The 23,975-nt window shown below is 42.7% G+C and carries 15 protein-coding genes; 3 read left to right on the top strand and 12 right to left on the bottom strand.

The window, feature by feature from the left end; all coding sequences use genetic code 11:
- The 3 genes from QZ135_RS20760 to QZ135_RS20770 all read right to left on the bottom strand — a co-directional run.
- Positions 1-793 (bottom strand): M56 family metallopeptidase (locus tag QZ135_RS20760; RefSeq protein WP_294613973.1); only part of this gene is annotated, 793 nt, incomplete at its 3' end.
- A 14-nt stretch (positions 794-807) separates the two neighbouring features.
- Complete coding sequence (locus QZ135_RS20765; RefSeq protein WP_294613974.1) at positions 808-2,652, bottom strand: TlpA disulfide reductase family protein; 1,845 nt, start codon at positions 2,650-2,652, stop codon at positions 808-810.
- Positions 2,653-2,673: 21 nt separating this feature from the next.
- Positions 2,674-3,036, bottom strand: a complete 363-nt coding sequence (locus QZ135_RS20770; protein WP_217714146.1) for a BlaI/MecI/CopY family transcriptional regulator — start codon at positions 3,034-3,036, stop codon at positions 2,674-2,676.
- Between the two features lie 165 nt (positions 3,037-3,201).
- Between QZ135_RS20770 and QZ135_RS20775 the strand changes: the two genes are divergently transcribed.
- Positions 3,202-3,912, top strand: coding sequence for a hemerythrin domain-containing protein (locus tag QZ135_RS20775; RefSeq protein ID WP_294613977.1), 711 nt, complete (start codon positions 3,202-3,204; stop codon positions 3,910-3,912).
- The gene (locus QZ135_RS20780; protein ID WP_294613980.1) at positions 3,902-4,519 is read left to right on the top strand and encodes a LuxR C-terminal-related transcriptional regulator; all 618 of its coding nucleotides are present in this window, start codon (positions 3,902-3,904) and stop codon (positions 4,517-4,519) included. Before QZ135_RS20775 ends, QZ135_RS20780 begins: the two co-directional genes overlap by 11 nt.
- Before the next feature lie 411 nt (positions 4,520-4,930).
- On the opposite strand, the gene QZ135_RS20785 is transcribed toward QZ135_RS20780, so the two are convergent.
- From QZ135_RS20785 to QZ135_RS20800, 4 genes are all read right to left on the bottom strand, one after another.
- A complete protein-coding gene (locus QZ135_RS20785) occupies positions 4,931-5,413 on the bottom strand; it encodes a hypothetical protein (protein WP_294613983.1) in 483 nt (160 codons plus the stop codon).
- Between the two features lie 82 nt (positions 5,414-5,495).
- The gene (locus QZ135_RS20790; RefSeq protein ID WP_009131659.1) at positions 5,496-5,696 is read right to left on the bottom strand and encodes a hypothetical protein; all 201 of its coding nucleotides are present in this window, start codon (positions 5,694-5,696) and stop codon (positions 5,496-5,498) included.
- A gap of 48 nt (positions 5,697-5,744) precedes the next feature.
- Entirely contained in the window at positions 5,745-7,085 is a 1,341-nt protein-coding gene (locus QZ135_RS20795; protein WP_294613988.1) for an alpha/beta fold hydrolase, read from the bottom strand.
- 13 nt (positions 7,086-7,098) lie between these two features.
- Positions 7,099-8,055: an SPFH domain-containing protein gene (locus tag QZ135_RS20800; protein WP_294613991.1), complete on the bottom strand. Its 957-nt coding sequence runs from the start codon at positions 8,053-8,055 to the stop codon at positions 7,099-7,101.
- Between the two features lie 163 nt (positions 8,056-8,218).
- Between QZ135_RS20800 and QZ135_RS20805 the strand changes: the two genes are divergently transcribed.
- Complete coding sequence (locus tag QZ135_RS20805) at positions 8,219-12,574, top strand: response regulator (protein WP_294613994.1); 4,356 nt, start codon at positions 8,219-8,221, stop codon at positions 12,572-12,574.
- A 50-nt stretch (positions 12,575-12,624) separates the two neighbouring features.
- On the opposite strand, the gene QZ135_RS20810 is transcribed toward QZ135_RS20805, so the two are convergent.
- The 5 genes from QZ135_RS20810 to QZ135_RS20830 form a co-directional block, all read right to left on the bottom strand.
- On the bottom strand, positions 12,625-14,211 hold the full coding sequence (locus QZ135_RS20810) for a DUF5123 domain-containing protein (RefSeq protein ID WP_294613996.1): 1,587 nt from the start codon (positions 14,209-14,211) through the stop codon (positions 12,625-12,627).
- A 32-nt stretch (positions 14,212-14,243) separates the two neighbouring features.
- Entirely contained in the window at positions 14,244-16,259 is a 2,016-nt protein-coding gene (locus QZ135_RS20815) for a RagB/SusD family nutrient uptake outer membrane protein (RefSeq protein ID WP_294613999.1), read from the bottom strand.
- Positions 16,260-16,272: 13 nt separating this feature from the next.
- The gene (locus QZ135_RS20820; RefSeq protein ID WP_294614004.1) at positions 16,273-19,503 is read right to left on the bottom strand and encodes a TonB-dependent receptor; all 3,231 of its coding nucleotides are present in this window, start codon (positions 19,501-19,503) and stop codon (positions 16,273-16,275) included.
- 234 nt (positions 19,504-19,737) lie between these two features.
- Positions 19,738-21,045 carry a pectinesterase family protein gene (locus QZ135_RS20825; RefSeq protein WP_294614006.1) on the bottom strand — a complete coding sequence of 436 codons (1,308 nt, stop codon included), beginning with the start codon at positions 21,043-21,045 and terminating at the stop codon, positions 19,738-19,740.
- 235 nt (positions 21,046-21,280) lie between these two features.
- The gene (locus QZ135_RS20830; protein WP_294614011.1) at positions 21,281-23,686 is read right to left on the bottom strand and encodes a TonB-dependent receptor; all 2,406 of its coding nucleotides are present in this window, start codon (positions 23,684-23,686) and stop codon (positions 21,281-21,283) included.
- Positions 23,687-23,975: the final 289 nt, after the last annotated feature.

A 23,975-nucleotide genomic window follows, 5' to 3' on the forward strand; every position in this document is an offset into this window, starting at 1 on the left:
GTTTTTTAAGTTTACTGTGATTAAAGCTGTTGGCCATAGAGTAGAGCCTTGTGCCGACAGCTTTTTTAATTAATAATAATTGATATTGTTTCGCGTCAACGCCTTTTTCAATCACTGTTTCATCTGCTTCATACTCATGGATATTCTGCAATTCCTGCTTCAGCAGCCACGAAGCCGGATTGAACCATTGAAAAAAAATACATATATCTGCCACCAGCAAGTCCCACGAATGCCGGTTCTGGATATGGGCCAATTCATGGATAAGTATCTCCCGCCCGTTCTCATCCAAGTCTTTCTGCGAAATAACGATATACTTCATCCAACTGAACGGAGCTATATCACGGTCATGTACAATCAAAGTTACTTTTTCTTCGCCACCGGTATATTTTTCAAGTTGCTCTTTCCTACCCGACCGTAGCAGACCGCCTAACTTCAACAATGAATACCCGTTTCGGAAGGCAAAGAACAAGATACCGGCCAGATACACCAATAATGCCACTTGTATCCAAGTCACCGTCACTTCCTCTGCCTGCAACTCTGCCGTGCTTTCAGCATTCATCATATCTGCCAGCATCAGCCACTGCTCCAGAGTCATCATTGTTTGATGAACTTCCGTCTGTTTCTCCACAGTCACCTCCACCAGTGGCAAGAGACACGACAGCAATAATATGCTCAATAATGCCACCCGGTTGAAACGATGAAACGTTTCGCGGCTCAGCAATAAGCGGTAAAACAGGTAGAACACTGCCAGACAAACCGACGACTTCAATATATAGACAAAGAAAATTCCCATATTGATGTACTGTTTTATAATTTACTCAATTCTTCTTTTATCACCTCTGCACCGGGGAAACCGGTAACTTTATATGCAATATTTCCGTCCCGGTCTACAATGAAATATGTAGGTATTCCGGGGTATTCATATAGTTTTCCCATAGCGGAACTCTGTTCACCGGTAATCCGGTAATGTATGCCGTGAATATCAGGTATCGTGATTTTCCACTTTCCTTCGGGCGAAGATTCATCCGCCACATAAACATACACCACATCCTTCAATTCTTCTTTAACCGGTTGTAAGCTCCTCATTGCCCTCATGCAGGGACCACACCAAGTGTTCCACATATCTATCAATACCACTTTTCCACGATAAGGGCGGGTAATAGTAGCTATAAGGCTATCCGCCATAACTGCCGTATCCAGTTGGCAAATGGTATAACCGGTTTTCTTTGCACTCTCCGCAAGTAAATCTACTATTTTTTGATTCCGAATATTCAGAGCTTTCTTTATCTCCGAGTTGGAGATACTATCCAGAGTCAACAATTGCTCCTCACTCAACGGCTTCATCCGGGCAAGAGCATCCCCTAAAGGCTTTGCACGCAAAACATCCTCCCAGATAGATTCCGGTTCAAACTTTCCTTTGAATTTTTCGATAGCCACGCGGACAAAATCCGGATAACTACCATAACGGATATAAGGCGAATGAGCAAAATCCAATTTCAAAATTTCATCATAATAGTTTTCATCCACTGTCATATCCGCCCGCTTCACCCCTTTCTTTCCGGAAATCATCGGTGCATAACTAATATTACCTTTATATCCATTGATGGCAAAGAAATACGACATTTCCAGCTTAGTTATCAGATAAGCATGCGCAGCATCGCTCAACGACTTGTTCTTCAATATGTCTGCACGATATTTTTCGTAAATCTTAGTCACATACTTCTTATACTGATTGGGAGTAACTCCACAAATATTTTCATAGAAATTATCAGCACTATATATATTCATCAATGAACCATATTTTGCCAGTTCCATATTCAATCCGGCATAAGTCCCTTCAAACCAAACAAGCTGTCCATTTTCTTTCTTCCCGAACAGACGGGTCTCAGACCAGAAAATAGCCGGTAAATTTAAAGTCACTACAAGTTCACCACCCGGAACAAGAAATAAGTCAAAACGCTTTTTCCCTACCCGCAAAGTAGCTTCACCGGGCAACAACAGGTTTGTTTCATACCGGAAACTGCCGTCGTCAGCTATTGGGATTGATTGCCCGAATATGTCAAAGAACAACCAATTCGTACAATTAAAATTCAAAGCGGTTCCATAGCTTGGATTATATCCCAATATCTGCCCGCGTATCACCGTCTTTCCATTTTTCAGTTCAGGGTCAGGCAAAGGCAGGGAGTAATCCAAGTGCTGGTTCAAGAGCTTCTCTGGCATTCCGATGTCAGGCTTCTTCCCATCCAGACGCACCCCGTATATACACCAGCCTTTATCATCCGAATCCGGCATTTCCATGAAATCGAAACTTTCCGCATCCATAGGGAGCGGTTCAAATTTCAGCGTCACGGACAACTCACCTGAAGCCGGCACTCGTGTCCATAATCCTTTAGAGAAGCCATCGCCACCCAAATATGCATATCTTTTTCCGGCAACCTGCAAAACCGTTGTCGAATCTATTCTCACATCATCGCCCGAGATCGTATATATTTTTGCATCCACCCACGTCGTATCCTTGCCCAACGTCACTTTCTCAATTTCAAGCTGACTACCGCTAGCCGCCATGAAATAAGGTGCTTTCACAGTTTTCTTTGCCTGTAAACCTACGCAAACAGCCACCAGAACCAAACAAGTTATCGCAATGTTTTTCATAATCTCCGGCATTTAAAGTTACTATTTTGTTCCTTTCTCCACTTCAGCAATCAGTTGCTTCAGGTCGTCCAGCGAAATATCCTCCTCTTTTACCAGAGACGACACTGCACTAAGATACGAATTATTAAAGTACTTGCTGATTACCTTCTTCAGTGTTCCTTTACTAAAATCGTCCCTATTCACCACCGCATAATATTGGTACGTATTGCCATACGTCTTATGCGCCAGAAAGCCTTTTTCTTCCAGTCCTCTTACAATCGTGGATAGAGTATTGAAATGTGGTTTCGGTTCTTCATAGAAAGCCAGCATCTCCTTCACAAACAGCGGACCTTTCTCCCAGAAAAATCCCATAATTTCTTCTTCTTTCGCAGTCAATCCTTTCATAGTCTTTATTTGTTTTCTGCAAATAACTAAAATATTTAGTTTATAAACTAATTTTCCTCGTTAAATAAGACTAAACAGAAAATACCTACAAATAGCGATTGCTATTTCCAAGGAAAATCCGTTCCTTTGCGCACGAATAAACAAAGAAAGAAAGGATAATCTGCAATGAATGAACCGCATAAGTACCGTGCCACAGACAAAATGAGCGACCTTATCTGTGATAACTACTCCTTATTAATGGTTATGAGCCGCTTTGGTCTCTCCTTGGGTTTTGGAGATAAAAGCGTGAAGGACGTTTGTGAAGCCCAAGGAGTAGACTACCGTACCTTTCTTGCAGTAGCCAATTTCATCAGTGAAGAACAATATGCCTATACCTACAGTGAAGATGAAGATGCATTCTCTATTCCTGCATTGATGGATTATCTGAAACAGGCACACACCTATTTTCTCGATTTTAAGCTACCTGTCATACGCCGTAAGCTCATCGAGTCCATCGACTGCTCAGGTACCGACAACATCGCCTATCTCATTCTGAAATTTTTCGATGAATACGCCAAGGAAGTACGCCGCCATATGGAATACGAAAACGAGGCTGTGTTCACCTATGTGGAAAAGCTTCTGGAAGGCAAGCTTGCCGAGAATTACGACATAGCAACCTTTGCCAGCAAGCACAATCAGATAGAGACCAAGCTTACAGAACTAAAAAATATCATCATTAAATATTATCCGGAAAAAGAGAATAACAACAGGCTCAACGCCGTTCTTTTCGATATCTTCAACTGCGAACATGACCTTGCTTCACACTGCCAGGTAGAAGACTACATGTTTGTTCCTGCTGTGGCACAATTGGAAAGGAGATTGAAAAATGAACAATAATGCCTCTTCTATAAAAATTGCAGTTGCGGAGACTTCAGTCATCATCCGGAGTGGGCTTACAACAGTACTAAAGCGTTTGCCCAACCTGAATATACATCCAATAGAAATCTCTTCCCCGGAATCTCTGCAGAGCTACATCCACCTGAACACACCGGATATTCTCATCGTCAATCCAACCTTCGGCGGTTGGTTTGACATTACAACGTTCAAAGCTGAAAACGGAAAGGTAGAAACTAAATATTTGGCACTTGTATGCTCAGTCATCGACAATAATTCACTAAAAGAGTACGACGACCACCTCTCTATTTGCGATGATACAGAAATAATCTCTACTAAAATAAACCAATTGCTTTGCACAGACGAAGAAGAAGAGAAAGAAAACGAGCAGGAAACGCTCAGCCAGCGTGAAAAAGAAATAATAACCTGCGTTGTGAAAGGCATGACCAATAAAGCCATCGCCGACCAACTTTACCTCTCCATCCATACTGTTATCACCCACCGTCGGAACATCGCCCGTAAACTGCAAATACATTCTCCGGCAGGTCTCACCATTTATGCTATTGTGAATAAGCTGGTGGAGTTGCAGGATATCAAGGATAATCTATAAAAGGTACATTAGGATTTATCCCTAAAATAGCAATTACCTCATCGGAGCACTGAATAAAGCACAAAAATAAGAGTAAAAAGGCGCTAAATCAAAAGCAAAATAGATACTAATTATCAATCGCTTACAAGAAGTTAAGAGTTTGTCAACAAGAAGTTAACTCCTTGTCGACAAACTCTTAACTTCTTGTCGACAGGATATTAAATGAAAAAATTCCCATTCCTTCACGATATCACATCGGGGAAGACGGGAACCTTTTTCCTTAATAAAAGTGGTTACGTAATTATGACTAACTAATTCATTAAATCTGATGTTGCAAAAGTAGGGTATTTGAGGAGATGTCACAATCCCTAAAACAAGGTATAATGAAAGAATCTAATAGCCATAATTAGGTATTTATACTCACAAATAATTCTATTTATACTTGAAAGCCAATATATAATACCCAATCAGCACTATCGCCAGCAGACAACCGACACCGGCTGTGAGCATATTGCACAGCCCCTGCGGAATGCCATATTCCACCTCCACCTTATTAAAAACAAGGACGAGGAAGAGCAGGACTATCATAATATTCAGCACCCGTGCCAAGCGAATTGCCAGAAAAAATTGTGTGGCAACATTCTGTTGGGTGATGCGTACCGGAAAATGTACAAAACGGATAGGCAGATAAGCTGTGGCACCTATAGCCAGAAAGCTGAAAGTGGCAAGCCCAGCAGATAAAAGTGAGAAATTCGCCGTTACTTTATCTTCCACATGAAGATAAACCCATATTGCACATACCCAGGCAGCAACTGCAAATAATGCAGCAACACCCTCCATAATGCGATCCACAACAGTAGGATGTATGCGGATACCTGAGAATTCTTTAGCAGAATAAGGACCAAGATTTAACATAAAACTATCAATTTATGATTTGACAATCTATAATATACGATTGAAATTATTAATCACTTATCACTAACAATTAATCACTGAATTACGTTTCAGATTCCTGAGGCGGAGGAGTATTTTTAATCTTCTTCATCCGCCCGCTCTTCCGCAACGCTTCAGCAATAATCCACTGAAGCTGTCCGTTAGTGCTGCGAAACTCATCGGCTGCCCACTTTTCGAGGGCATCCATGGTCGCAGCGTCTACACGCAGGACAAAGCTTTTGGTTGAAGTTTCTTTTTTAGCCACGATTCTATTTTATAATTTAATGATTTACAAATTATGGTTGAATTTATATTATAGCAAACTCCCATTGCGGATAAATGACGCAATATCATCCATTACATATCCAACTACAGGCGACTCACGCTCATACTCAAACGGAGTAGACTTCCCACTCCCCTCCTGCAACATATGATTGAGCTTAGGGTAAGATTTAAAGAAAGCATTCTTATTACGCAGTAATCCGAAGCGCCATAACCCAAAATCCTCCATAGTGACCTGATAATCACGTTCGCCCTGCAATATAAGCATAGGCAAAGTTAGTTTAACTGCTACCTCCACAGGTTTGTATGCATTAGCAAACTCCCAGTAAGAGCGGGGAGCGTCCAGCAACAAGGGAATCTTATCATCAAACTCCGACGTACCCAGTTTCTTTGTATTATCTGCCTGCTTCTTTATTTCTGCAATCTGCTTTTTGGCACTGTCAGAAGAATCCTTCAAAGAAAATATATAAGTTACTTGTTCAACGATAGCATCTTCAAACGAACGAGCCAAAGCAGCTACAAGAATGATACCCGCCACCCCGTCAGCCCGCTCTGCAATGCGTGGAGCAAGTGTAGCGCCCAAGCTATGCCCTAATACATAAACGCTGTCCGCATCAATTTCCGGCAATGTCTTTACCCAGGCTGCAATGGCTACAGCATCATCAACACTTTCGGTGTCATAATCAATTGCCCGGCCTTCCGGCACACAAGCCGCACCATAAGCTTTTGTACGCTTCTCATAACGCACTGTTGCAATGCCACGCTCTGCCAGCCCCCAAGCCAAATCACGGAAAGGCTTATTCGGCCCGACAGTTTCATCACGATCATGCGGACCGGAACCATGTACGAGGATTACCACAGGAACTTTCTTCTTCCCTACAGGCAACGTCAAAGTTCCGGGCAGTTTAAAACCATCGGCCCCGACCGTTACATCCCGTTCAAGCATCTTTTCTTTATTATAGACCACAGGCTGTGCCGTAGAAGCAGCAGGCACGGGCATCAAACGAATCGTATTCATTCCGCCATCAGCATCAAACGATAACAAAAAACGGAGACTGTAACGCTCAAACTTCAAGTCGGAATAATAAAGCGTAATGCCCTGTGCAGTCTCTTTCTTCCACTCTCCTGTAGACTGGAGTTTACCGAATTGCCTTTCCGACTGTTTAAACATATCCTTGAAGACTTCCGGAGATAATTTATCCTGCAACTCTTCTGTTAAAAGGGCATGAATGCTGTCCCCCTGATTTGCTACAAACAACTCGTATACATGCTTGGCACGGTCCATATTTGTATTCTGTGCAAAAACCGCTGCCACATGCCCCAGTAGTAAGCCGAGCACTAACGCCCATTTATATAGAAAAGAAAAGTTCATACTACATTTCTGATTAATGATTCAATGTACCCGTGTTTACAACCGGCTGTGCAGCCTCATCAGCACAGAGCACTACCAACAAGTTACTCACCATAGCCGCCTTTTTTTCTTCGTCCAGTTCAACAATCTCCTCTTCAGAAAGTTTATGCAAAGCCATCTTCACCATGGAAACAGCACCTTCCACTATTTTCTCACGAGCAGAGATAATGGCCGAAGCTTGTTGACGGCGAAGCATCACTGCCGCAATCTCAGGCGCATAAGCCAGATAATTGATACGTGCTTCCACTACTTCCATACCTGCCATGGCAAGGCGTTCGTTCAGTTTTTGTTCTAACTGCTCATTGATTTCCTCGCCACCCGAACGAAGAGTCAGCCCTTCGGCATCCGCCTCATTATCATCATAAGCATATTGTCCGGCCACTTGGCGCAAAGCTGCATCGCTCTGTATCTTCACAAAGTTTTCAAAAGCATTCATACGACTGGCAACTGCATTACCTATAGTAATCTGATTTGCATTTCCCGACGTATGAGCCGAAGATGCCATCGTCTGTGAATCAATCTCAAACATAGCCTTATAGGTATCTTTAAGCTTCCACACCAATACCAAACCGATAAGAATGGGATTACCTATCTTATCATTCACTTTGATAGGCTCCACATCCAGGTTACGGGCACGGAGAGAAAGTTTCTTCTTATCCAGAAATGGATTCACCCAGAAGAATCCGGTTTCTTTAAACGTTCCTTGGTATTTGCCGAAGAAAACCATAGCCCGGGCTTCGTTCGGCTCCAATTGCATATAGCCGGCAAACATGATTAACCAGACAATACAGAGAACACCAGCCACAACTGCCGTCGAGACACAGGTAATAAAACCAAAGTAGATAAGTGCTGGTAATACAATAAGATGAATAAATAAGCCTAAGAAGCCGTTCATCTTAAAACCATTGAAATCCTTTTCTTTTGTTTCCATACTTTATAGATTTATGTGATATCATTTTGATATCACAAATATATCGAATTATTCATTAGAAAAACAAGAGTAGAAGGAAGAATCTACAAGGAATTAAAGATTATTAAGGAGAAAAGTAGTTTTTGTTGTATCTTTGCTTAAAGAAGAAACAATCAATGATATCATGAAAACGTGTACTATATCACAAATAACTCATTTACTGCTGTTTTTGCTTTTTATTCCATGCAGAATTGCAGCGCAACCCGTATGCCAGATCCAGCATTTTTCAGCTTATAATGGACTGTCACAACGAACAGCAATGAACATCATACAGGACTCCAAAGGATTTATCTGGTTCTCCACATGGAACGGGCTGAATAAATTCGACGGATATACATTTAAAAATTATAAAGCATATCCCGGAGATGGCAATACACTGACCAGTAACCGCCTGTCATACATCACCCCGACCCAAACCAGTGACATCTGGTGCCAAACCTATGACTATCGCATCTACCTGTTTGACAGCCGCAGTGAAAAATTTACGGATATCTTACGCCCCATTGAGGAGCAGAATCAACAATCCTATGCTGTACGCATTGTCTACAGCCTTCCGAAAGGGATTAGTTGGATTTTATGCGAAACAGAAGCTTTTCGGATTGATGAACAGAAATGCAAAGAGGGAGAAGGAATTACCCTTTATAGTCCGGAACAGAATAATCTGAAAGGTAGTCATATTATCACTGTATACCAGGATAGTGATGGAGATGAATGGATATTGACCGACAAAGGAGTTTCCATCGTCGGAGAAAAGAAAATAGAATCTAATATTCCTTTTCAAAGCATCAGAGAAGATAACGGTAATATATATCTGATATCCCCTGACAATCAAATGGCTATATATCAGCCAAAAACACAGCAACTTCAATTTCTGGAAATGCCTTTCCCAACTTCTAATCATATCTACTCTATCCAGAGCTTGGGAAAAGACAGTATTGGTTTATCCACCGATAATGGCTTGTACATCTTCTTTAGCCAGAACAAGAAGTTCCGGCAAATAGATCCCCGCACACCTACTTATCCCTCATCCAGAGTTACATCTGCATTTAAAGACCGCTATGGTGAATTATGGCTGTTTTCCGATATAAGCGGAGTGGTACGCTATAATTTATCTACAGAGGACAAACAACATTACGTAACTCCTCAGGAAGATCTTCCCAATGCTGAACGTATCAACCGTGATTTTATCTTCGAGGACCTACAGGGAACTTTGTGGATGAACCCTCATAATGGCGGCTTCTGTTACTATGACCGAAAAGACCGGCAATTAAAACCATATTACACCAACTACAATGATCCAGGTTCCAAATACAGCCCTAACATTCTCAACTACTTCCTCGATTGCCAAGGGAACCTATGGTTCTGCAACAACTGGGATGTAACCAAAATATCATTCTTCCCCCATGCCTGCCATCTGGAATCCATTGATAATGGTTTCGAAACCCGTGCTTTCCTGATAGACCGGAAAAAAGACTTCTGGGTAACCACCAAAAAGGGCTTCATCAGGATTTATCAGGCTAATGGAAACCTAAAAGGGTACCTGACTCCAGAAGGTACAATTAGTTCAAAGCCTATATCATTTTCCAAAAACATCTACTGTTTTATGGAAGACGCCAAAGGAATTATCTGGATGGGCAGTAAGCAAGACGGACTCTTCCGAGTAGAAAGAGCTGGTGATAATCGTTTCAAGATAACCCAATTTACCCAGCAAAAGGGTGACCCGTACAGTTTAAGTCACAATAGTATTTATACTATCTACCAAGACAGCCGGAAACGTATTTGGATAGGTTGTTTCGGAGGAGGTCTGAACCTGCTGGAAGAAACGCCGGAAGGAGAAATTCGGTTCCTGCATAATGGAAACCAACTCAAAAAGTATCCCCAAAGCCATTCTGCTAAAGTACGGTATATCACCGAAATCGAAAATGTATTGCTGGTGGCTACAACAGAAGGCTTGCTGACCTTCCCAGTTGAATTCACACGACCGGAAGAAATCAGTTTTCACCGGAACATACGGATTCCGGACAAGATGTCCAGCCTTAGTAGTAATGACGTCACCTATATCTATACAGACAGCCGGAAAGACACTTATATACTCACCTTTACCGGTGGTATTAATAAAATCCTGTCCGACAACCTGCTAAGTAATGAAATAGAGTTCAAAACATACACCACACAAGATGGTCTGCCCTCCGACCTGGTACTCTCTATGATTGAAGATAACCAGAAGAACCTTTGGGTTATATCAGAAAATGCATTGAGTTGCTTCAACCCGGAAAAGGAGACTTTTGAATATTATGACAAGAAGTATCTGCAAAGGGAACTCTACTTCACCGAAGCCGCCCCTGTACAAAACGGACAGCACCAACTATTGTTAGGTACGGATATCGGAGTTCTGAAAATAATGCCAGAGCAACTCAAAAAAAGTACCTATACCCCACCCATTGTCTTTACAGACCTAAAAATACAAGGTGCTTCACAGGATTTGGACATTGACGATCTGAAAGAATTAAAGTTGAAGCCTTCCGAACGCAATGTTATTTTTCAATTTGCCGCTCTGGACTATACAGACCCGGCCTCCATCAGTTATGCCTACCGTTTAAAAGGATTGGAAGAGCATTGGAATGAAGTGGATAACAGCCGCTCTGCAAGCTATATCAATCTTCCTCCGGGAAAATATGAACTACAGGTACGCTCTACCAATAGTGACGGAGTATGGACGGAAAAAGTACGGGTACTGCCTGTCACCGTACTTCCCACATTCTGGGAAACTTATTGGGCATGGTTGCTTTATGTTGTATTGTTTATATTGTCAACGGCAACTATCGTCTATATCATTCTCTACATCTACAGGCTACGGCACCGGATAAGCCTGGAGCAACAACTGGCTAATATAAAATTGCGTTTCTTCACCGACATTTCGCATGAACTGCGTACCCCGTTGACACTCATATCCAGTCCGGTGACCGAAGTACTGGAACATGAAACACTTTCTACCAACGCACGCAAGCACCTGACATTGGTACATAAGAATACGGAACGCATGCTTCGCCTGGTAAACCAGATATTGGACTTCCGGAAGATAGAAAATAAAAAGATGAAAGTATTACTGGAAAAGACGAATGTGATTGCATTGTTGCAAAAAGTAATGGATAGTTTCCGTCTCATTGCGGAAGAGAAGAATATAAACTATCAATTGCAAACCAATCAGGAAGCAATATCCGCCTGGATCGATCAGGACAAATTCGAAAAGATTATCTTCAATCTGTTATCCAATGCATTCAAATACACTCCGGCTAATAAATCCATTACAGTTTATGCCAATGTGGAAGAGGATAAATTAATTGTATCGGTAACCGATGAAGGTATCGGCATTGATCCGAAAAAACAGCAAACACTCTTCCAACGTTTTGAAACACTGGTGAAGTATAATATATTGCAACCTTCCTCCGGTATCGGGCTGTCACTTGTAAAAGAGCTGATTGAACTGCACTGCGGTAGTATCGAAGTAAAAAGCCAGCCCGAAGTAGGCAGCGAGTTTATTGTTACACTGCCAATGGGACAAAAAGCATATGAAACAAATGAGAATACCGAGTTCATATTGAATGACGGGGCTTCTGTAGAAACACCCGGCACGAATGATGAAACTTTGCCCGCCGTATCTGCAGATGCGGATGAAACAGACCCGATCTCTATACTGATTGTAGAGGATAATACTGAATTACGGGGATTCCTGCATACCATTCTTGCAGAAGATTACAAGGTCATTGAGGCAATCAATGGCCAGGAAGGTTTGGAACATGCCCAAGAATATGTTCCCGATCTTATCCTAAGTGACATCATGATGCCGGTAATGGACGGACTGGATATGGTAAAGAGTATCAAAGGAAACCGGGATATCTGCCATATACCTATCATCCTGTTATCGGCTAAGTCTTCATTGGATGACCGCATTTCCGGATTGGAGCAAGGTATTGATGATTACATTACCAAACCTTTTAGCGCCACTTATCTGAAAGCCCGTATCAAATCTCTACTGCATCAGCGCAAACAGCTACAGGAGATTTACTGGAAAGAGTGGTCGGAAAAACAGGAAAAGCCTTCGGCATCTTCCATTGAATTATCGCCTTCACAGCCACAGATCACCCCTTACGACGAGCAATTCATGCAGCAAGTAATGGAAGTAATGGAAAAGGAAATGGATAATTCCGAGCTAACCATCGAAGAGTTTGCACAGAAGCTGGGATTGGGACGTACAGTCTTCTACCAGAAGTTGAAGTCCATCATCGGCTTGTCACCCGTAGACTTTATACGGGAAATACGAATCAAACGTGCTGTACAGTTAATAGACAGTGGAGAATACAACTTCTCACAGGTAGCGTATATGACAGGCTTCAATGATCCTAAGTATTTCAGTAAATGTTTCAAGAAGCAAGTGGGAATGACTCCATCAGAATATAAAGGAAAGTCCGGACTTTCATAAGCCCGGACTTTCTTTTAAGAGAATCTTATCCTGAATCTAATACCTATAAATTAAAACCATCTCGGGTCTCCTGCCACGCCTGTTCCTGCAAATCCGGCACCCGGTTTAATGTGGAAATCACCATTGGCAGGATCTACAAACAATCCGTAAATATCCAGATCCACTACTGTGATATCAGCCAACGGACGAGAGTCTTCCACCAGGTCATTTGTTTTGTAAGAACCACCATAAGAAATGGAAACATTACCGTAGTTGCCATTCGTAGAGTGCAACTTCTGCCCACCGTTAGGACCGGCAAAAATACAATTTTCAATGGTCAGTGTCGGCTTGGAATTATTGTCAAGCAACCAAAGGTGAGTCATCTTTTCTGCAATATTTACCAGAGTTATGTTCTTGAACTTGATATCAGTCTTCACACGTATATCAGCAATACGGGTGTTGAACTCAGTCAGTGTGCTGTTCGTTACATTAATAGAAGGAATGGTACATCCTGAACCTACATTAAGGAAGCTCCAACCACCGGTATTCGATACCAGACAGTTGTTGAAGTTGATACTATTGCCTTCGGCACCGCTGTGGAGACGAACCGCAGAGTTAATCTTCTTCACTTCACAACCCTCAAAGTTGATATCATGGAACTTTTCCGCACCTACCTGGAACATGAATCCACCATCTGAATTCATACTGAGATATTCGAAGTTTACATCTTTCACTTCACTTTCAATTGCGAAATAGACTTTGTTCAGTTGCGACAACTTGCCACTGGCATCTTCCGAACCGACGAAACTCACATCTTCCATTCCGGTTGGAATAATAATCGTACCTTCCAAATTCCATTCCAAACCGGCTGCAAAATTTATTGTAGCTCTCTTATATCCTTTTCCAGCATATTCAGTCAGGAATTCATTAATATTTTCCACTCCGATATAACCAGGAACATTAAGAACAACACTATTTATAAAACCGGAAGTTTTCACATCTATCGTTCCACGCAATACTTCATTATAGAATATCTGTACAATATAAGGAGTACCCATTTCAAGATCTTCAAAAGTTGCACTGGCATTTTGTATTTCAGTTGCAGTCAATGTATGGTTTTCAACCACCACACTGTCCGTATCCATCAGCACAAGGTTAGTCACACGGTCAGTCTGCTCCCAAAGCATAGTAAGACTGTTAACCGTTGGTCTGCATCCTCTGAAAATCTGTTCAGCCGGCGTAGTGAAAGTAAATGAGCTCAGTTTAGACTTCAAAGATGCATCGGCATTCTCGGCATGCATACGTACCCAGTAGTTGGTAGTACCATCAAAGCCCTCAAACCACGTACGGTATTCCACCTTCATGGCTGTATTGGAATCAGCAAACGGGGTCAAGGTATCAGCTAAAATCACAACTGATTTATCAATTGTTGTAAAGTCGGCATCTTTACTGAATTCAAACACATAATTGGCTGCATCAACCACTCTAGTATGTTTAATTTGGATGGAAGTAGGCTTCAGGCTGCTTGCCTCAAAAATCAGAGGCTTGAACAGACGGTTCTCACCGGTAGCCACTTCCCAGTCATTCACGTCACGGTCGCATGATGAAAAGATTGCGGCTGCCATCACGAGGGATGCGAATATGCTTTTAAGTTTCATAATCTTCATTTTTTAATTCTATAGTCCGTTTATTAATAACCGTAGGAATTTACCAGATTACCTTTTGACTGATAAATGTCCGTATCATAGATAGCGTATGGATGACGGTAATTGCAAGTTCCGTTACCAATAGGATATTGTCTCAACATATCTCCGATTTCGGCACCATTCTTCAATTTGCTGAGCAATGCACTATAGTCATAAGATGCATTGATACCGGTTGCCATCACCAGAATCTTGGCAAGTTCGTCACGATAAGTAGTGCTGGAACCGGTTTCGGGTTTCGCATAGGCTTTCGGGAACCAATCCAACTTTTCATAACCTGCAGGGGCTGTACCCAATTCCTGGTAATAGTTGGGACTTGAGTAATCTACATACAGGTTGTCATCTGTTCTCTTCTTGTAATACAATACCGTCGGGAAGTCCGTAGGCTGATATGTCTTATCAAAAATCGTTACCGGATGTTGATTATCGAGCATCAGGCAAAGAGTTTCCTTCATGGCTTCAATCTTAGTATCGAGCAATCCCCAACGAATCAGGTCCATCTTACGGATACCTTCACCGCCAAACTCCCAGGCACGTTCATTCACGATAGCATTGAAGAAGTCGGAATCATATTTCAGGATTTCAGAAGACCCTGCGCCAAATGCACGTTCACGAACTTTTTCCAAAGCCTGACGGGCAGTCATACCGGCAGTTGTGTTCAATTGGTCCGGTCCATAAAGTTCATTCATAGCCTCAGCAAACATCAGATAGATATCAGAATAACGCATCACAATCCAGTTGATGCCCGTAGCTACACGACCGGCAGCCGCCAAGTGAAGAGCACGGTAAGTTTCACTGGTCCAATACATACGCCATTTGGCATAGTGAACGTTCACTGCATTAAGACTAAAGTCCTCATAGTTTTCTTTGCGCCAACGACCGAAAGTCAGTGTTACATCACGACGTTTGTCGGTTTTGCCAAAAGAATAGAAATAATAGATAGTAGAAGTAACATAACTGCTGCCCATACCTTGCTGTCCGTACATAGAACCTTGCTGCACTTCCCAGCCCATCAGAGTACCAACGTCACCGGTATTACCCACACCTAAGCCTACTTCATACAAGTTTTCATTATAAGGATTTTGATCCAGATGATTCACCGTCTTCCAGATATTTTCAAAATCAGGGTCCAATTGATGTGGATTCTCAGGATCACCCAGAATCTCGGCACATTGTTTAGCTGCTATTTCATAATACTCCTTATAGTTCTTTACCCGACCTACATAGTAGCCGTTCATTTCAGGAATAGAGGGGTGCTTCTCCAATTGTAAGTCAGGAAACTGATTTCCATCACGTAACGACCAGCCACCGGCAAACAATGCTACACGTGCCAACAACCCTTTTGCAAATCCTTTACTGATACGTTCTGCGGTAGAAGCTTTACCGTTGCCCAACCAGGGCAGGTATCCAATTGCTTCCTGCAGGTTTTTCACAAGATCAGCATAAACAGAATCACGGTCAATCTTGCCGATATATACATTGGAAAGGTCGGAATTGGAAGTTGTCTTCTTATACGGAATATCTCCATAAATACGTACCAACTCAAAATAAGCCAAAGCTCTCAGAGTTAAAGCTTCACCCAACAACGGTTGGCCCACTGCCGGATTTGTTTTCAGCAATTCTCCTTCACGCATTCCCTCCACTGCAGCCGAAGCCAATTCGGCAAAACGGAAAATATTGTTCCAACGGGTAGTGGAGTTACCAGAATTACCATAGTAGTGATTCTGACCATAGTCACTGTTCACTTCCTTATAATTAGTAAGATAAAGATTACAGTTTTCCGTATCACTGATATTCTGCCAGTTTACAGAAATCTTTTGTCCATAAACGTAAGTATCGGACATGGTAGCATAAACTCCCATCAAAGCCGCCTCAGCCATAGCCTCGGTATTGAACACATTCGTGTTGCTTTGTTTGGAAGGCGTATCAGTTGCCAGAAAGTCATCACAGGAAGTAGTGACCAGCATGGCAGCAGCCAAAGTTAAGATATATAATTTCTTCATGATTATTAGTTTTTTAAAGTGTCAGGTTAATACCAAATAAGAATGAATGTGCTTTTGGATAAGCAGAGTAGTCAACGCCCGGGGTCAACGGAGTGCTACGACGGGTATCTACTTCGGGATCCTGCCCGGAGTACTTCGTCCAGCAATGCAGGTTGTAACCGGTGAAGTACACACGAAGTTTTTCAACCAAAAACTTCTTCGTCCATGCTTTTGGCAATGTATAACCGATAGTCAGGTTACTCAGGCGAAGGAATGAACCATCTTCGATAGCATAGTCCGTCAGAATAGTGGAGTTCATCAACGGATGCCAAATACTGGCATTCTGGTTGATTTCCTGTAAACGTGCCGGATTAGCATATTCACCATACATGATGTTGTAACCAGTTTCCGGATCGATGGTAGTGAAACGTTTATCCAAAGACATATCGCTGCTCAGGTTCTGATATTTCTTGGAACCTGCATAAGTTGTATTATCAATCTTATTTGCATTCAGGATATCATTCCCATAACTCCAATTAAACTGTATGCCGAAGTCAATACCTTTATAGTCTGCATTGATATTAAAACCACCGGTATGTTTCGGCATAGTATTACCGATAATAGTACGGTCATCCGTCGTAATCTTATCGGAATCGGTATCCGTCAGTTTTTTCAGTTTCATATGGCCCGGTCCAAACCAGTTACCGCTGGTTGCGATAATATCACTACAATCAGCCACACCCGGTTTGATGATCCAACGTTTTGTTTCTTCATTGAAGGTGAAATCATCGAAAGAATAGAACCCATCTTGCTTATATCCCCATATCTGGCCGATAGATTTACCTACAATAGCACGGTAGTCGTCCGAGCCGATGCTTACGCCCCATCCTGAAGATGCAATCATAGAATCAGAACCATCCAGTTTGTCAATCGTATTACGGTTGAAAGAGATATTGAAGCCCAATGACAAGTTGAAATCTTTAGTTTCAATAGCATACCAGTTGGCAGTTAATTCCAAACCTTTGTTGGTTGTTTGTCCCAGGTTACGATATTGAGTGGCATAACCGGAGTGAGTCGGGATATCTACAGCCAGAATCAAATCCTTAGTTACGTCATTATAAGCATCGATCACCACATTCACTTTATCATTGAAAAAGCCCAGATCCAGACCAAGATTGGCAGAAGTCTTGGTTTCCCAAGTCAGGTTCTCGTTACGAAGTGTATTGGTCGGCTTCAGACCGCTCTGCACTTTCTCACCGATGTAGTAAAGTCTGTTGGCAGCACTTTCAAAGCTGTATTGCTGACGCCAGTAAGAGCCTACACGGGCATTACCTACCTGTCCGTAGCTCAAACGAACCTTAGCATTGGATAACCAGTTCCTGGTAGCTTCCATAAACGGTTCTTCGGACAGGCGCCATGCCAATGCACCGGCAGGAAAGAACCCCCATTGCTTTCCGGGAGCAAATACATTTGTACCGTCTTCACGAGCCGTGAAAGTCAGATAGTAACGGTCTTTCAGTGTATAGTTCAGACGGCCGAAGAAAGAGGAAGTACGCGAAGGCTCGCCTATATCATTGTAAGTAGGTAGCGGATCACCATAGTTCCACATAGCCAATACCTGCTCTGCCGTAAAATCTTTCGGGAAGAACTTAGACTGAAGAGTCATTCTATCCGACTTACCGGAAAAGATTTCCTGTCCCAACATAATATTGAAACGGTGATCTTTCGCGACGGTAAAGTCATAGGTAAGATGATTCTGTACCGTGAAACGATAACCATCGGTATATTCACGCTTGGCAACAGGCTGTCCGCCATTGGCATTAGACTCACCAGTCTTTTTTAACCAAATGTTATCCGTATGTGCTTTCTCGTAGGAATAACTACCCTGAATGCGATAATCCAAACCTTTGATAATGTGGAATGTCAAACCGGCATTATAAGAGTTGACAAAGGAATATTGTTTTTTATACTCATTAGTAATGTTATAAATCGGGTCGTTCAACATACTGGCTGCTTCCGCCCAGTCAAGCTCTTCTGAAGTACCTGCCAAATTCTCCATAGACAATGTCGTGATACTCTTTACCGGAGCATATTTGACACCGTCTCGAAGCTTACGACCACCGGATACATCAGGACCATCAATCACCGTATTCGTAGTACGGGCCGTAATATCCAAATCGATAACCTTACCGAAAGACTTGTTCAGCTTAATATTGAAGTTATCACGCACATAGTTAGAGTTCAGCATGATATAGTCTTCATCATCACGTGTATAGCTGATATTGTAGCGCATAGTTTCCGTACCGCCCGAAAGAGATACATTGAAGTTCTTCTGCAAACCGGTATTTCCATAAAGCTGGTCCTGCCAGTCGATGCCTTCACGATACTTGTAGAGATCTATATCGTCCCACATACCATACATGCTGTAGAAACCGGCACTGGATACATTCGGACTTGAATCGATTTCCTTCTGATAATATACATATTCATAAGGAGAAAGTACATCCGTCAGGTTATACGTCTTCTTAATACCAACATAAGAGTTCACATCCACCACTGTTTTACCTGCCTTACCGCTCTTGGTAGTTACCAATACTACACCATTGGCACCCTTGGCACCATAAATAGCCGTAGAAGAGGCATCTTTCAACACCGTGATATCCTGAATATCGCCGGGAGGGATATCGTTGATATTCTTCACGATAAAACCGTCTACAATATACAGTGGAGAGTTGTCCTGAGTGATTGAACCACCACCACGCACACGTACCTTGATTTCGGCATCGGGAGAACCGTCCGTCACCGTTACGTTTACACCCGCCAGATGTCCGCTCATTGCCTGCAAGGCAGAAGTCACGGGAATGTCTTTCAGAACTTTGTCGTTCATGGAAGAAACGGAACCCGTCAGGTCCTTCTTCTTCATTGTACCATACCCCACAACCACTACTTCATCCAACATTTTAGAGTCATCCTGAAGTTTAATACTCAGTGTCTTTCCGCCAACAGCATCTACTTCCTGGGACTGCATACCTATGTATGAGACAACCAGTTTTTTGCTTTTTCCACTGACTCTTAAAGTAAAATCACCGTTTATATCGGTAATTGTTCCGTTGCCGGCATTGCCTTTTTCTACAACAGATGCACCGATAACACCTTCTCCGGTCGAGTCTGTCACGTTACCCTTTACGGTAATCTCTTGTGCAGACAGTCCGATGGGAACCATCAACAGTATGGCCATTAGCCATACAAAACACTTGTTTTTCATTTCTACAGATTTTTGTTTCACATTAATAAAGGATTTAGTTTCACTTATTTTTCCTGATGCAAAATTGACTAATTAAGGGTGTAGAGAGGGGTAAAAACTATCGAAAAAAGAGGAAAATATTTGTTATACCAATAAATACAAGCGGTTTACACAAAAAATCCCAGACTTTCACAAGCCCGGGATTCCACATGCAAAAAATGTCAATGTATTATAGTGCCATTACTATTCATTAACTTAAAGAGAATTCTCAAGTCCTAACGAACCATAACGATTGACTGCACATACTTTCAAATTTCCTTTTATTCCGGATGCCAAATGAAAAACTGTTTTTTGGGTAAGCCCCACCACTTGGTCATCATCGAAAAGAATGTAGCCGACAGCCTTGGGCACAGCATCCCAACTTACTTTCTTTCCTTTCAGTTTCAGTTCACGGGCAGCCGGGAGTTTTTCCATCATTGCACGAGGGTCCCAACCGTCATTGCCGGGAATAATCCGTTCGTACACATATCCATCTGCTTCTTCCTTCGTGATAGTGGCAGGACAGGAACCTTTCGGAGGATTATTCGGACCACGTCCGTCATACTCGGTTTTGCGTTGGCTCAGGTCCAGAATGTTGCCTTCAGCATCACGACTGTCATACTCAGCAAACAAGGCAGGTATGGCACCCATATTGGTCCATCCCTCCGTGGCAAGAGGAATGCGCATAGTGGTATGGATGTATACGGCGCGTGGCGAGTTGTGCCAGGGACGCCCCAACTTTTGTTTGCCATCGGCAGCAGAAGCATTACCATCCACAATACAATTACGGAACACATATCCGAACTTAGCATCCTTGTGACAGGGAGCCACAATCACCGAACCGCTACGTACATTATATAAGGTGCAATTTTCGAGCAGGGCATCTCCCCCGCCATAAAAGTAATCGACAGCACCTTCAATCCAGCAATCCTTCACGTAATGACGGTCCGAATCATTGGTAGAAGTCATCCAGGTATCCTGAAAGGAACGGAAGATACAATTATTGAATGCCGCACAATCTGCCTGGCTACTCATAGCCAAGGCCTGGGGACCGCTTTGGTTGTCTACTCCCCAGTCGTTTACGTAAGAGATGTTCTCCGTATAGAAATGATCACCCTTCACTTTCACGACGCTACCTTCAAAGTTGTATACTTCGGAAACGGGGTTATGAACAGAGTGTTCCCAATAAGCCGTTTTCTCCGGTTCTGTTCCTTCTTCGGGCTTTCCACCTACATTCAGCAGATGATGAATGATTGTTTTGTCCTTGTCCTGACCAATGAGATGAATGTAAGTCTTGGTCTCGGGCACAACAATTTGTTCCCTGTACGAACCGTTCTTTACGAAAATGAGCCAAGGTTCCTGTCGGTTTTCCGGCGCTGCATCGATGGCAGCCTGAATAGTTGTGTAGTCGCCACTGCCATCCTGAGCCACTACCACCTGAAACGGAGACGTATTATCCTCCTCCTGTGCACATCCTCCTGACAGAACTCCAAGAAGGAATGCGGCGAAAATAATCTTTTTCATACCTGATATCTTTAATGATTAAATTTGATTTGTTTAAATTCATTTATCTCAATGCAAAAGTGGACAATCAAAGAGAAAACGAGGGGGAAAAAATGGTAGAAAAGGGGGAATGATACAAAAAAATGGCCTGCCAAACCGAAACAACTCCTTGTTTCAAGTTGACAGACCACCCATCTCTAAACTTTCAGTCAGGTAAAAACGGTGAAAGCAATCAAAGAGACTATTTTAAACTTCATCATAATCTGTTCTGAATATCGCTGTTACTATTTCTCTGCCCCTTGCTCCGGATGTCTCCACCGAATGTATAGGAAACACCTATGCGGAAGCTGGTGAAGGAGAACTGATTGTCTACAGTCATCCGGACACCATTGGAAACAACTTCCATCTTTGAATGGCTGACCAGAATGTTATTGGCATTCAGACTAAGGCTGAGTTTATTGTCCAGCATACGATAGAGCAATCCTGCACTGATGCCATAAGTAGGTTTCACCAGGTAAATACCTTGATAAGACTTCGAAGTGAACGAACCGGAAAGTGTTCCGAGGAATGTCTTCTTCGCATTAAGGAAGATAGTATTGCGCAAGCTGGCATAGTACGCCCAACCTTTTTCTTCGGACGGGGTGGAGGCGGCACTGGATGTAGTGCGGCTGTAATTCACTCCGTGCTGTGCATAAGTCTGCAACCACTTTGTGCGGAACGTATACGAATTGTTAATGCCGAACTTATGCGTCTTCATAAAGTTGTCCCACAGGAAAGAACTGACATTCGTCTCCGGGTCGAGGCCTACTATCTGAAAGAATACATCATCCGCATAAGAATAATAGAGTGAAACGTTGAAGTTATTCTTCAGTGTATACCCCAATTCGGCATTATAGGTATAGCAGGGCTTCAGGTCTTCTTTTCCACGGGCAAAAGTATATTTGTTCTGATAGAACGGAAAAGGATTCACCATATTCTGCGAAGGACGGGCAATACGGTTGGAAAAACTAAGATTCAATGCATTACCTTCGTTCGGGGAATAAAGAAAATAGACGGTAGGGAACAAACGGGTATAGTCATGCTTGTCCGTCTTATTCTCCGACTCGGAAATACCGGTGGTACGGGTGTGTTCCATACGCAGGCCCAACTGCATGGAGAAATGTTTGGAGAACTCACGGCTATAATCGGCATAAAGGGCATAGATTTGTTCCTTATAGTGGAAATAGTCGTCCTGAACCAGTGTCGGGTCCGAAGTATCATAGTCGATGCGGTTGCGGGTATTCGTAAAGGATACTTTGGCACCGGTAGTTATCTTGTACTTCTCAAACGGAAGCGTAAAGTCGAGGGCAGAAGAAAACACATCCACCTTGCGGTCTTGCAGATAATTGTAATCGAAGTTTGTTTCGGGAATTACTGCACCACCTGAAGTCTGGGTTTCGGACAGGAACCCCGCTGTTTCGTCGCGCTTATCACGCAGGTAGTCCACATCCCAAGTCATCTTCTTGCCTTTATCCCCCCATGTCTTATCGGTATGGAAGTTCAGGTTAAGGCGGTCGGACTCAGTGTTTTCTCTATTATCTGATAATAAAAGGGAATCCAGACGGGCGGTAGAGGCATCATACACTTCTGTTTTGGAAATAGCTATATGGTCTTTGGGGGAGTTGTGGTTATAAACAGCCTGCAAACCTACTGTCCAGTTCCGTTCCAGAGCAACATCCACACCCGCCTGTCCATAATAGCTTGCCATATAGTTCTTATAATCCGTGCGTCCGTTCCAGGTATTGAGGGCAAAATAACGGCGGTTTGTTTCAAGCGTCTTATACTGTCCTTGCGTGGTACCTGCATTGACAAAAGAAGATACACGTCCTTTGCTAATGTTCAGGTTGACACCGCCGTAACCATAGTTTTCTTTCTCACCTACATTATAGGAAGCGGATACCGTCCCCCCCAGATAGTCTTTCGGGCGTGATTTCAGGCGGATATTGATGATACCTGCATTGCCTGCCGCATCGTATTTGGAGGGAGGAGTGGTGATAACTTCCACCTTTTGAATCTGTGAGGCGTCATATGAACGGAGGTAGTCTATCAGTTCATCACCGGAGAGTTTCGTTTCACGGTCGTTGATGTACACTTTCACACCACCTTTACCTATAATATCTATGCTATTCTGACCAACACGCAGACCGGGCACTTCACGCAGAAGGTCGAGTGCATTTCCTCCGGCAGTGGCAATAGCATTGTGTGTATCAAAAACCACTCTGTCCACCAGGCGCTTGATGACCGGACGGGCAGCCGTAACGGTAACTTCATTCAGGAAAGTAGAAGAGGATTTCAAACTGAGCATGCCTACATTCTTATCTCCTTGCAGGGATACCGGCAGATAGATGTCGTCACAACCAATAAGGGTGATATGCAATAGATATTCTCCTTTTGCTTGAGTAAAAGTAAAACAACCCTGTGCATCCGTCAGCATACCTGTGATGTAAGCACTGTCTTTGGCTTGTTTCAAAAGAACGTTCGCTACTTCCACCGGCTGATTGTTTTCATCTTGCACGCAACCGGAGAGTTGATAAGTTTGAGCAGAGATAGATACTGCTGCACACATAATAAGGAATAAGCATACAAGTCTTTTCCCGATGGTCTTCATTGAATTTGCTTTCATTGTTTGATTGATTTTAATGTTTCACTTTTCGTTTTTACCTAATGCAAATTTAGGGGTGAAACGGGTCTCAAACACTCTATATCGGGATATAAAAGTTCTATATCAAGCAATCATACATCACTAGTTTTCAATAGAATACGTTTTCAATTCTCTATATTCTCCATTTTAGGCTCTATATACTATCTATATGCGCTTAACGAAACAATTCACTATTGCTCAGAAAGGAATAAAGTTACGAGCTACAGGCTACAAGCTACAAGTAGCTGCGCTATGTTCCGAAAGGCACTTG

The sequence above is a fragment of the uncultured Bacteroides sp. genome, from assembly GCF_905207245.1.
Lineage (GTDB): Bacteria > Bacteroidota > Bacteroidia > Bacteroidales > Bacteroidaceae > Bacteroides.

Excerpts from the sequence above, each read along its gene's own strand:
- QZ135_RS20765 (WP_294613974.1), bottom strand. The coding sequence starts at position 2,652 with ATGAAAAACATTGCGATAACTTGTTTGGTTCTGGTGGCTGTTTGCGTA.
- QZ135_RS20770 (WP_217714146.1), bottom strand. The coding sequence starts at position 3,036 with ATGAAAGGATTGACTGCGAAAGAAGAAGAAATTATGGGATTTTTCTGG.
- QZ135_RS20775 (WP_294613977.1), top strand. The coding sequence starts at position 3,202 with ATGAATGAACCGCATAAGTACCGTGCCACAGACAAAATGAGCGACCTT.
- QZ135_RS20780 (WP_294613980.1), top strand. The coding sequence starts at position 3,902 with ATGAACAATAATGCCTCTTCTATAAAAATTGCAGTTGCGGAGACTTCA.
- QZ135_RS20785 (WP_294613983.1), bottom strand. The coding sequence starts at position 5,413 with ATGTTAAATCTTGGTCCTTATTCTGCTAAAGAATTCTCAGGTATCCGC.
- QZ135_RS20795 (WP_294613988.1), bottom strand. The coding sequence starts at position 7,085 with ATGAACTTTTCTTTTCTATATAAATGGGCGTTAGTGCTCGGCTTACTA.
- QZ135_RS20800 (WP_294613991.1), bottom strand. The coding sequence starts at position 8,055 with ATGGAAACAAAAGAAAAGGATTTCAATGGTTTTAAGATGAACGGCTTC.
- QZ135_RS20805 (WP_294613994.1), top strand. The coding sequence starts at position 8,219 with ATGAAAACGTGTACTATATCACAAATAACTCATTTACTGCTGTTTTTG.
- QZ135_RS20810 (WP_294613996.1), bottom strand. The coding sequence starts at position 14,211 with ATGAAACTTAAAAGCATATTCGCATCCCTCGTGATGGCAGCCGCAATC.
- QZ135_RS20815 (WP_294613999.1), bottom strand. The coding sequence starts at position 16,259 with ATGAAGAAATTATATATCTTAACTTTGGCTGCTGCCATGCTGGTCACT.
- QZ135_RS20820 (WP_294614004.1), bottom strand. The coding sequence starts at position 19,503 with ATGAAAAACAAGTGTTTTGTATGGCTAATGGCCATACTGTTGATGGTT.
- QZ135_RS20825 (WP_294614006.1), bottom strand. The coding sequence starts at position 21,045 with ATGAAAAAGATTATTTTCGCCGCATTCCTTCTTGGAGTTCTGTCAGGA.
- QZ135_RS20830 (WP_294614011.1), bottom strand. The coding sequence starts at position 23,686 with ATGAAAGCAAATTCAATGAAGACCATCGGGAAAAGACTTGTATGCTTA.